We start from the raw sequence: 8,440 nt of genomic DNA, 5'->3' as shown, positions 1-8,440 counted from the left end.
AGATATTTGTTTACGGTGTTGGGAGCAATGCCAAGGCGCCTGGCTATTGCTAGCTTGCTTAACCCCTCTCTGTACAATATTCTGATTTCAAAGACCTGCTTTTCCGTTAACATCTGAATACCTCCTTTTCTATCTGAGATATTCAGATGTTACTACTCAATTCTTACCGATGTTTTTGCTCATTTTTGACCGACGTTTTTACTATTTTATAATCGATGTCGACACTATGCCAATAGTATCCCAGAGTGGTAATTTTCGCATGTGCAGGATGAGGAAAAACTGTGACAAGAAACTCAGAGGCATTCTCCATATGATGGCAATGAATGCAAAAAACAGCGGAGCATGGATGAAAGGCTATTATGACAAAAAAACAAATAAAGAGGGCAAGAGACCAGCTCATGCCCTCAGAGCATTGGCGAACATCCTCGTCAAGATAGCCTTCGCCATGCTAAGAAACCTAAAAGCCTACGATGAGGAACTCTTCCTTTCCTCGCGTGGGAATAAGAGTCCTCGATTAAATTATACAACAAGAAATAGCATACCGGGGACTAAAAAAATGAAGAAAGAAAAGTTATCCCTGCCTGTCTCTGTTGCTCAAACCAACTGCCATTTGGGAACAGTTTCAGGTAGTCTGTCTCCTTGACTTGACATAGTAGGTGAGAAGGCGAGAAGGCGAAAGAACTGCTGCGCAGTTGATGTGCACCTGCGGCGGAAAGCAGCTACGCTGTGAAGTGCTTGACTACGTCTTGAAAGCTTCAGACGCTGTCATTCTTTAGAAGTCAACGGATACCTGTCATTCTGGAGATGTTTTATCCAGAATCTTATTTTCTTAAGTACGAGATCCTGAATCAAGTTCAGGATGACGGGTTAGGGGTGAGCACTCCTGCGGAGTGGGGGAAATAATAGAGGCTTGCAGACGCTGTCAGTTGGTGGAGCGACGCTCGAAGACTGAGGCTCGCAGACGCTGATAAGAATCCGAGAATCCGAGAGTCCGAGAACCGAGATAGCCGCTGCGCGGCAGACACGAATCCCTTCGGGATTGGAGCGAACTCCTGCGGAGTTGTTGCGAACTGCTTCGCAGTTGTCTCGATCGACTTCGTCGATGAAAAGAGGAAAAGAACGAGATTGAAGAATAGACAAAAAATGGGGACAATCCACGAAGGGACAGGCCCCATTTTTCCATTTTTCATTTTTTACATTTTCTTGGCCTTCTAAGGCGTTTTACATCACATTACGCATTACCTTTGTCTTTTTCTATTAACAGTTCAATTGCTTTTATTGCTATTTGTATGGATTTTTCCAATCCTTTTTCATATTCTTCTCCTGCTTGCTTTACATAAGCCCCATCTTCACCCAATTCTTCTCTTACAGTTAAAATTGCACCAGTTCTTAAGTTATGTACGTTTCCTAAAACATATAAAGCGGACACTTCCATCTCAACCGCTAAAGTGTGTGCTCTTACGAACAAATCCACTTCTTCAGCAGCTTTTTTGGAATTGAAAAATCTTCCATAGTATGAATCGGTGGAAAGAACAACACCTAAATGATGCGGATTGCCTACTATTTTGGCAGCCTCTTTTAGAGCTGAAATTACATCAAAATGTCCAACTGCAGGGAATGATTTCGGTAAATAATAATCCATGGTTCCATCGCCTCTAATTGCGGCTGTTGGAATTATTGAATCACCGAGTTTCAGATTTGGTTGCATAGCTCCTGTTGTCCCAATCCGGATGTATGTATGAACACCCAAAGTTTTTAACTCTTCTACACCAATCGACATACACGGTGCACCCATTCCCGTGGACATTACAGATACCTTTTCTCCGTTTAAATACCCGGTCATTGTGAAATATTCTCTATTGTCTCCAACAACCTCTGCGTTTTCCAAATATTTCGCTATTCTTTTTACTCTTCCCCTATCCCCCGGTAATAAAACGTATTTTCCTACTTTTTCTGGATCGTCTATTCTTATGTGGTATCTTGGATCTTCCATGATTTCACCTCTCTCCTTTCTTTTAGAATAGAATTTAGAATTAAATTAATTGTATTTCTTTAAATTATCAAAAAGTATTTCAATGAACTTCTCTCTATCAACCTTCAGCGCCCATTTTGAATTCGGGGCCTCCAGGTGCCAATAATCAACAACTGTTTCGCCGTATGTTAATTCACCTTTTGTTTCTACCTGGGCATAAAATTCATCGAATTCGAATATATCCGGGTTTATTAAATAGGCTATAGTACATGGATCATGCAAAGGAGCCCCTTCTATTTTAAATATATCGTAATACGTTTGGTGGAAGAATTCTAATAACAATCCCATTTTAGAAGTTATCTCAGATTTAAAATTCTGCATCTCTTTTATCTCTTTCATATATATTTTTGCCTGGTGAGTCACGTCGAGCGGGAAAACAGTCAAATTGAATCCCGCATTGAAAACTATTTGCGCGGCTTCAGGATCGGCATATATATTGAATTCAGCTTTTGGAGTTACGTTTCCAAATTTTATTCCCCCACCCATAATTACCAATTCTTTTACTTTAGAAACCAAATGAGGATAGTTAAGAACAAATTTAGCTATATTTGTTAACGGTCCGACAGCTACAAATGTAATTTCACCCGAGAATTTCTCTACCGTTTCTGCCATAAATTCTAAGTAATTTTTTTCTTCAGCTTTTTTAGTAGGTAGTGGAAGATTTGCTCCTTCCAAACCACTTTCACCATGAATATCTGGAGCCACAATTTGCTTTCTCAACAATGGTTTCGAGGATCCTCTAAATACTGGCACGTCCAGCTTTGCCATTTCTGCCAAAATAAGGGCATTTCTTGTTGTGTTCTCTATATATGAATTACCGGCTACAGATACTATACCAAGCAAGTCAACCTCTTCCGCGATTCCTGCCAGCAATATAGCGACAGCATCATCGTGACCAGGATCACAATCCAAAATAATCTTACGTTTCATTCTTTACACCACCTTAAATTAGAAGAATTTGATTTTTCCTTCTCTTAGTTTGTTCCACGCATAGAATGCCAGAGCGCCGACTGTTATTAAGAAGGGCATTGATTGTGTTATTTCGTATGGTATGTTCAAGAACTGTAGCGAGAACGAAAGAGCTTCTGAAAATCCAAACAATAATGAGCCTAATGCCACACCGTACGCAGATGTTCCTCCTAACGCCTGTGCAGCTAATGCGATAAAGCCTCTACCTGCTGTCATGTCTCTTGCAAACCAGGAAACATAACCCATTGAAAGGAATATTCCGCCCAAACTTGCCAGAAGTCCGCTTATTATGAGCGCTATAAATTGTGTTTTAAATACGGAAATACCAACAGATCTCGCTGCTTCTGGCGATTCACCAACGGAACGTATTCTCAATCCTAAAGGAGTTTTGTACAGCATATATTGAATTACAAAAACGAGGATGATTGCCACATAGGTCAAGATATGATGACCGCTCAATATTTTTCCGATTCCCGGTATATCCTGTATGAAAGGAATATCTAAGTTAGGCAATACTTGGGATTTTAATGATGCGGAAGATCCTTTATCTCCAGTCAAAAGGTACAGCGCGAATATCGTTCCACCACTCGCAAATATGTTCAAGGCTATTGCTGCCATTATTATGTCTGTTTTTAGTTTTAAGGAGAAGTAAGCTAATATAGACGACATAATAACGCCCATTAATAAAGCCCCAATAACAGATAACCATAAATTTTGAGTGAAGCCGCTTATTACCACGCCAACAAAAGCTGAAAATAACATGGTTCCTTCAAGAGCTATGTTAGGTGTTCCGGCTAGATCTGCAACAAGTGCTCCTAACGCGGCTAATAATATAGGCGTTGTAACTCTCGTTCCCGCTGCAACAAATTCCCATGAAAAAATGGCACTCAATGCGCTGTTCATTCAACATCACCACCTGCAACTGCCACGTTATTTGGTTCATTTGCCTTTGCTTCTTTTTCAATGGCTTTTTGCCGTAACCTCGATAAGAACGCTTCTGCGGTTACAAGTAATATTATTGTAGCCTGCAATATGGAAACTATTTCCGGTGGAATATTCGTGTATCTTCCCATAGTTTTAGCTCCAACCCTTATATACGAAAGGAAGAGAGCAGCAATTGGAACAAAAAGAGGATTATTTCTTGCTAATGTTGCAATAATGATTCCATCCCATCCATAACCCGGTGAAAAGAGCCATAAAAATCTACCGTGATATCCTATCAATTCTATAATGCCTGCCATTCCAGCAATTGCACCGCTAACTACCTGAACCTGGAAAATCGTTCTTGAAGTGTTTATTCCAGAATAGTATGCGAAATTTTTGTTGTTACCAATCAATCTAACCTTGTATCCCCAGGTTGTTCTTTTTACTATGAACCATAACAAGAAGCTCATAACCAGAGCGATTATTATTCCAATGTGCCATCTATACCTCGTATTGATCAGGAATAACATGGATGTTTCTTTGTAAGGCAGTGAAACAAGTTGTCCAGCATTTGGGTCTCTAAGAAAAACTTTTATGATAAACAATCCCATGTATAATGCAACATAGTTCATCATCAATGAGGTAACAAGTTCCGATGCGTTTAATTTTGACTTCATTATTGCTGGAACAGAAGCCCACGCAGCACCAGTTAATGAAGCCAGTAATATTACAACAATAGGATGTATTATAGGTATTGCTGGGAAATATATCGCGGCAAAACTTGCAACTGCGGCACCGATGAATAATTGTCCTTCTGCACCAATATTAAATTGTTTTGCCGTGAAAACAAGTGAAACAGCCAAACCTGTAATTATTATTGGAACACTTTCATTCATCCATTGTATGAATCCCCTCAAGTTAAAAAGGACTTTTCCGCGCCTTTCTTTCACAAGGGGAGAAGTAAGGAATACTTTGAACGCCTTGTTTGCTGCTTGGAAAGCCTCTTTTAATTTTTCACCTAAAGGCATATCTCCCTTAGGCATGCTTGTAAAGAATATTAATAAGTATCCCAATAACAAAGCAATAGCGATCGCCAGAATAGTCCTATATACTTCATATCTTTTTATGTTTTTCATAGCGAATCACCCATTTCATCGATATTCATCTTTTTTATTCCAAGCATATATTCGCCCAATATTGTTTCGTTAATTTTGGAGATATCCTTGAAATGTGCAACAAATTCCCCATGATACATAACCAGGATTCTATCTGATACTTCCAGTAATTCTGTCAAGTCTGCAGAAATCAACAACACAGCCACATTGTTATCTCTTTCTTTTATAAGCCTTCTTCTTATAAAGTCTGCTGCCGCAACATCTATGCCTCTCGTTGGTTGATCCGCTATTATGATTTTGGAATCAGAGGTAAATTCTCTTGCAACAACAACCTTTTGTATATTTCCTCCAGAGAGCATTTTAACAGCCGTTTTGGGCCCATCTGTCCTTATATCGAATTCCGAAATCAATTTTTCCGCACTTCTGGTTATATCTTTATAAGATAAAATACCTCGTTTTGAAAAAGGCTCTTTTTCAAATCTATCGCTGATCAGGTTTTCTTCAATAGAGTTTTCTCCGGAAATCCCCCATTTCATACGATCTGAGGGAATAAAACTCATTCCTGATTTTCTGAAAGCTTCCGGGCTATTCATGTTTTTCATATTCTTTCCAAATATAAAAATTTCACCTTTTTCCGGTTTGTCCATTCCAGTGATAATATCAACCAATTCATTTTGTCCGTTTCCTTCTACTCCAGCTATGCCAAGGATTTCGCCTTCTCTTAGTTTCAGATTTATTCCTTTAAGCATTTTGACGCCATCTATTCTTGTATAATGTAAATCTTTCACCTCTAAAACTACTTTACCGGGTTTTGCAGGTTCTTTATCTATCTTCAGCTCAACATCTCTTCCTACCATCATTCTCGACATGTCTTTTTCAGATACATCTTTTACATTGGCCTCGCCAACTGTTTTACCTCTTCTTAATACGGTGATCCTATCAGCTATTTCTTTGACTTCATTAAGCTTGTGGGTTATGAAAATCACCGTTTTTCCTTTTGCGGTCAGGTTCTTCAAAGCTTTAAAGAGTTCTACGGTTTCCTGTGGGGTCAAAACGGCCGTAGGTTCGTCAAGGATTATTAAATCAGCCCCTCTTACGAGAGTTTTCAAGATCTCTACTCTTTGTTTCATACCAACACTTATATCTTTTATTTTTTCGTGAAGCGGAACAGGTAATCCATATTTATTCATTTCTGTTTCTACGAATTCTGTTGCTTTTTTCAGATCAACAGAAAATCCTTTTGTAGGCTCCATACCAAGAATGACATTTTCTACAACCGTTAATGAAGGAACCAACATAAAATGCTGATGAACCATCCCAATTCCCAATGCAATAGCTTTATCCGGTGAATGGATCTCGACTTCTTTTCCTTCATAGAAGATTTTTCCGGAAGTAGGTCTTTCAAAGCCAAATAAGATTTTCATCAGAGTGCTTTTTCCGGCGCCATTTTCGCCAAGCAATGCGTGGATTTCACCTTTTTTGACTTTTAAGTTAACACCCTTATTCGCAACAACACCATTAGGATAAATTTTCCAGATATCTCTCATCTCAAGAACATAGTCGTTCATCTGGCTCTCACCCTTTACTCTAAAGTAATAGGGGCAAAAAGCCCTATTTTCAACCTTTATAGCAAATTTTTATTATTTAGGTCTTACAGCATCTCTAATTTTATTCAGTTCTTCATTGCTCATCCCATAAGCTGATGTTACTTTTATATCTCCGCGAATTATAGCCAATTCTAATTCTCTTAGTTTTACCAATATCCATGGATCTGCTTCCATAATTTCTCTGAAGTATGGATTATCTGCCAATCCTACACCACGCTCTTTTAATCCGAGCGCTTCAACTTGTCCAACTGGAAGTTTTCCTTCCAGATACAATTTTACCGCTCTCAACAATGAGTAATCCACATTCTTCAACATTGATGAAAGTGTGTGTTTTACAATGTCCATATCTTTTTCTTCATATAACAACTGCATATCTGAATCAACACCGATTGCCCATCTATCCATTTCTTTAGCTGCCGCCAAAACACCATTTCCTGTTTCTCCAGCTACTGCAAATACAACGTCTGCTCCCTGCCTATACATGGATAAAGTGAATTCTTTACCCTTTGCAGGGTCATTCCAGGCACCTACGTATGATATGGCAACCTTTATGTCTGGATCGATATACAGTGCCCCTTCAATATATCCAACAAGGAAATCATTGATAACTGGAATATCCATTCCACCAAGGAATCCGATAATCTTTTTATCCGGCAATGAGTACTTAAATTTGTCTGATGTAGAAACCATGGCAGCCATGGCACCGGCTAAGAAGGAACCTTCGTTCTGTTTATAAAGTATTGAATATACATTGTCCAAATTACCTTTTGAATAATCCACAGCCGTGTCGAAAATAATATAAGTTGTATCTGGATACATTGGAGCTACTCTTTCAACCAGCTCTACCATTTGCCATGTTCCAACGATAATTATGTCGTACTCACCAAGATCTGATATGTCTTCCAAAGTTGGTCCCCATTCTGAAGGGTTGTAACCCATCTCTATAATTTTAGTTTCAACACCAAGTTGCTCTTCTATCATTTTCATTCCTCTTGCCGCTGAGTCGAAGAAAGATTTGTCGCCCAAAGTACCATTAACAAGTAAAACTGCTTTTACCTTACCGAATAATGTCAATGACATCACGGCAATCAACAAAACAACCAGAATCTTTTTCACAAATATCCCTCCCTTTTTACGTGTTTTATCAACCAAGAAAAAGACCAACGGGCTTTTGGTTCATAATCCTTACAATATCCTTTGTTGCAAAATGCGTATTTTAGCTATTTTTTTCCATTATACCTGCAAAAAACAGCAAAAAATAGATCAATATGAACAACATAAAAATGTGTCGACATCGATTATAAAATAGTAAAAACGTCGGTCAAAAATGAGCAAAAACATCGGTAAGAATTGAGTAGTAACATCTGAATATCTCAGATAGAAAAGGAGGTATTCAGATGTTAACGGAAAAGCAGGTCTTTGAAATCAGAATATTGTACAGAGAGGGGTTAAGCAAGCTAGCAATAGCCAGGCGCCTTGGCATTGCTCCCAACACCGTAAAGAAATATCTTGAAAAGGAGTGGTGTCAAATGGCAAAAAGAGGTTCGAAACTGGATCCTTTCAAGGATTACATCGAGAAAAGGCTCCAGGAGTATCCCGAACTTACAGCGACAGTGTTGTTTAAGGAATTGGTGGAGAGAGGTTATACCGGTAAACTGACAATACTCCGGATGTATGTGTCCTCAATAAGACCCAAGGGGAAACCTGAAATTGTTGTCAGATTCGAAACAGAACCTGGTAGACAATTTCAGGTTGATTGGGGAACGGGTACAACGGTTATTGCAGGCGAAAAG

The 8,440-nt window shown here is 38.9% G+C and carries 8 protein-coding genes and 1 pseudogene; 2 read left to right on the top strand and 7 right to left on the bottom strand.

Going from position 1 to position 8,440, the window contains the following annotated elements; all coding sequences use genetic code 11:
- Positions 1-113 (bottom strand): helix-turn-helix domain-containing protein (locus DU53_RS12155; protein ID WP_069971705.1); only part of this gene is annotated, 113 nt, incomplete at its 3' end.
- A gap of 110 nt (positions 114-223) precedes the next feature.
- Between DU53_RS12155 and DU53_RS06815 the strand changes: the two are divergent.
- Positions 224-643 (top strand): annotated as a pseudogene (locus tag DU53_RS06815) (transposase); the annotation flags it as partial.
- A gap of 588 nt (positions 644-1,231) precedes the next feature.
- On the opposite strand, the gene DU53_RS06810 reads toward DU53_RS06815, so the two are convergent.
- From DU53_RS06810 to DU53_RS06785, 6 genes are all read right to left on the bottom strand, one after another.
- Complete coding sequence (locus DU53_RS06810) at positions 1,232-1,993, bottom strand: nucleoside phosphorylase (RefSeq protein ID WP_063728206.1); 762 nt, start codon at positions 1,991-1,993, stop codon at positions 1,232-1,234.
- Between the two features lie 45 nt (positions 1,994-2,038).
- On the bottom strand, positions 2,039-2,962 hold the full coding sequence (locus DU53_RS06805; protein WP_063728204.1) for a nucleoside hydrolase: 924 nt from the start codon (positions 2,960-2,962) through the stop codon (positions 2,039-2,041).
- A gap of 18 nt (positions 2,963-2,980) precedes the next feature.
- Positions 2,981-3,904 (bottom strand): ABC transporter permease, encoded by a 924-nt coding sequence (locus DU53_RS06800; RefSeq protein WP_063728203.1) that lies wholly within the window; start codon positions 3,902-3,904, stop codon positions 2,981-2,983.
- Positions 3,901-5,061: an ABC transporter permease gene (locus DU53_RS06795; protein ID WP_063728201.1), complete on the bottom strand. Its 1,161-nt coding sequence runs from the start codon at positions 5,059-5,061 to the stop codon at positions 3,901-3,903. Before DU53_RS06795 ends, DU53_RS06800 begins: the two co-directional genes overlap by 4 nt.
- A complete protein-coding gene (locus DU53_RS06790; protein WP_063728200.1) occupies positions 5,058-6,608 on the bottom strand; it encodes an ABC transporter ATP-binding protein in 1,551 nt (516 codons plus the stop codon). Before DU53_RS06790 ends, DU53_RS06795 begins: the two co-directional genes overlap by 4 nt.
- Before the next feature lie 72 nt (positions 6,609-6,680).
- The gene (locus tag DU53_RS06785; RefSeq protein ID WP_015868603.1) at positions 6,681-7,763 is read right to left on the bottom strand and encodes a BMP family ABC transporter substrate-binding protein; all 1,083 of its coding nucleotides are present in this window, start codon (positions 7,761-7,763) and stop codon (positions 6,681-6,683) included.
- A gap of 281 nt (positions 7,764-8,044) precedes the next feature.
- On the opposite strand from DU53_RS06785, the gene DU53_RS06780 reads away from it, so the two are divergent.
- A partial coding sequence (locus DU53_RS06780) for a helix-turn-helix domain-containing protein (RefSeq protein WP_153020837.1) occupies positions 8,045-8,440 on the top strand: 396 nt, incomplete at its 3' end.

This window comes from Kosmotoga sp. DU53 (assembly GCF_001639905.1).
In the GTDB taxonomy this organism is placed as follows: domain Bacteria; phylum Thermotogota; class Thermotogae; order Petrotogales; family Kosmotogaceae; genus Kosmotoga; species Kosmotoga olearia.
This window is presented reverse-complemented; position numbering and strand designations above follow the sequence as displayed.

Excerpts from the sequence above, each read along its gene's own strand:
- DU53_RS06790 (WP_063728200.1), bottom strand. The coding sequence starts at position 6,608 with ATGAACGACTATGTTCTTGAGATGAGAGATATCTGGAAAATTTATCCT.
- DU53_RS06800 (WP_063728203.1), bottom strand. The coding sequence starts at position 3,904 with ATGAACAGCGCATTGAGTGCCATTTTTTCATGGGAATTTGTTGCAGCG.
- DU53_RS06795 (WP_063728201.1), bottom strand. The coding sequence starts at position 5,061 with ATGAAAAACATAAAAAGATATGAAGTATATAGGACTATTCTGGCGATC.
- DU53_RS06810 (WP_063728206.1), bottom strand. The coding sequence starts at position 1,993 with ATGGAAGATCCAAGATACCACATAAGAATAGACGATCCAGAAAAAGTA.
- DU53_RS06805 (WP_063728204.1), bottom strand. The coding sequence starts at position 2,962 with ATGAAACGTAAGATTATTTTGGATTGTGATCCTGGTCACGATGATGCT.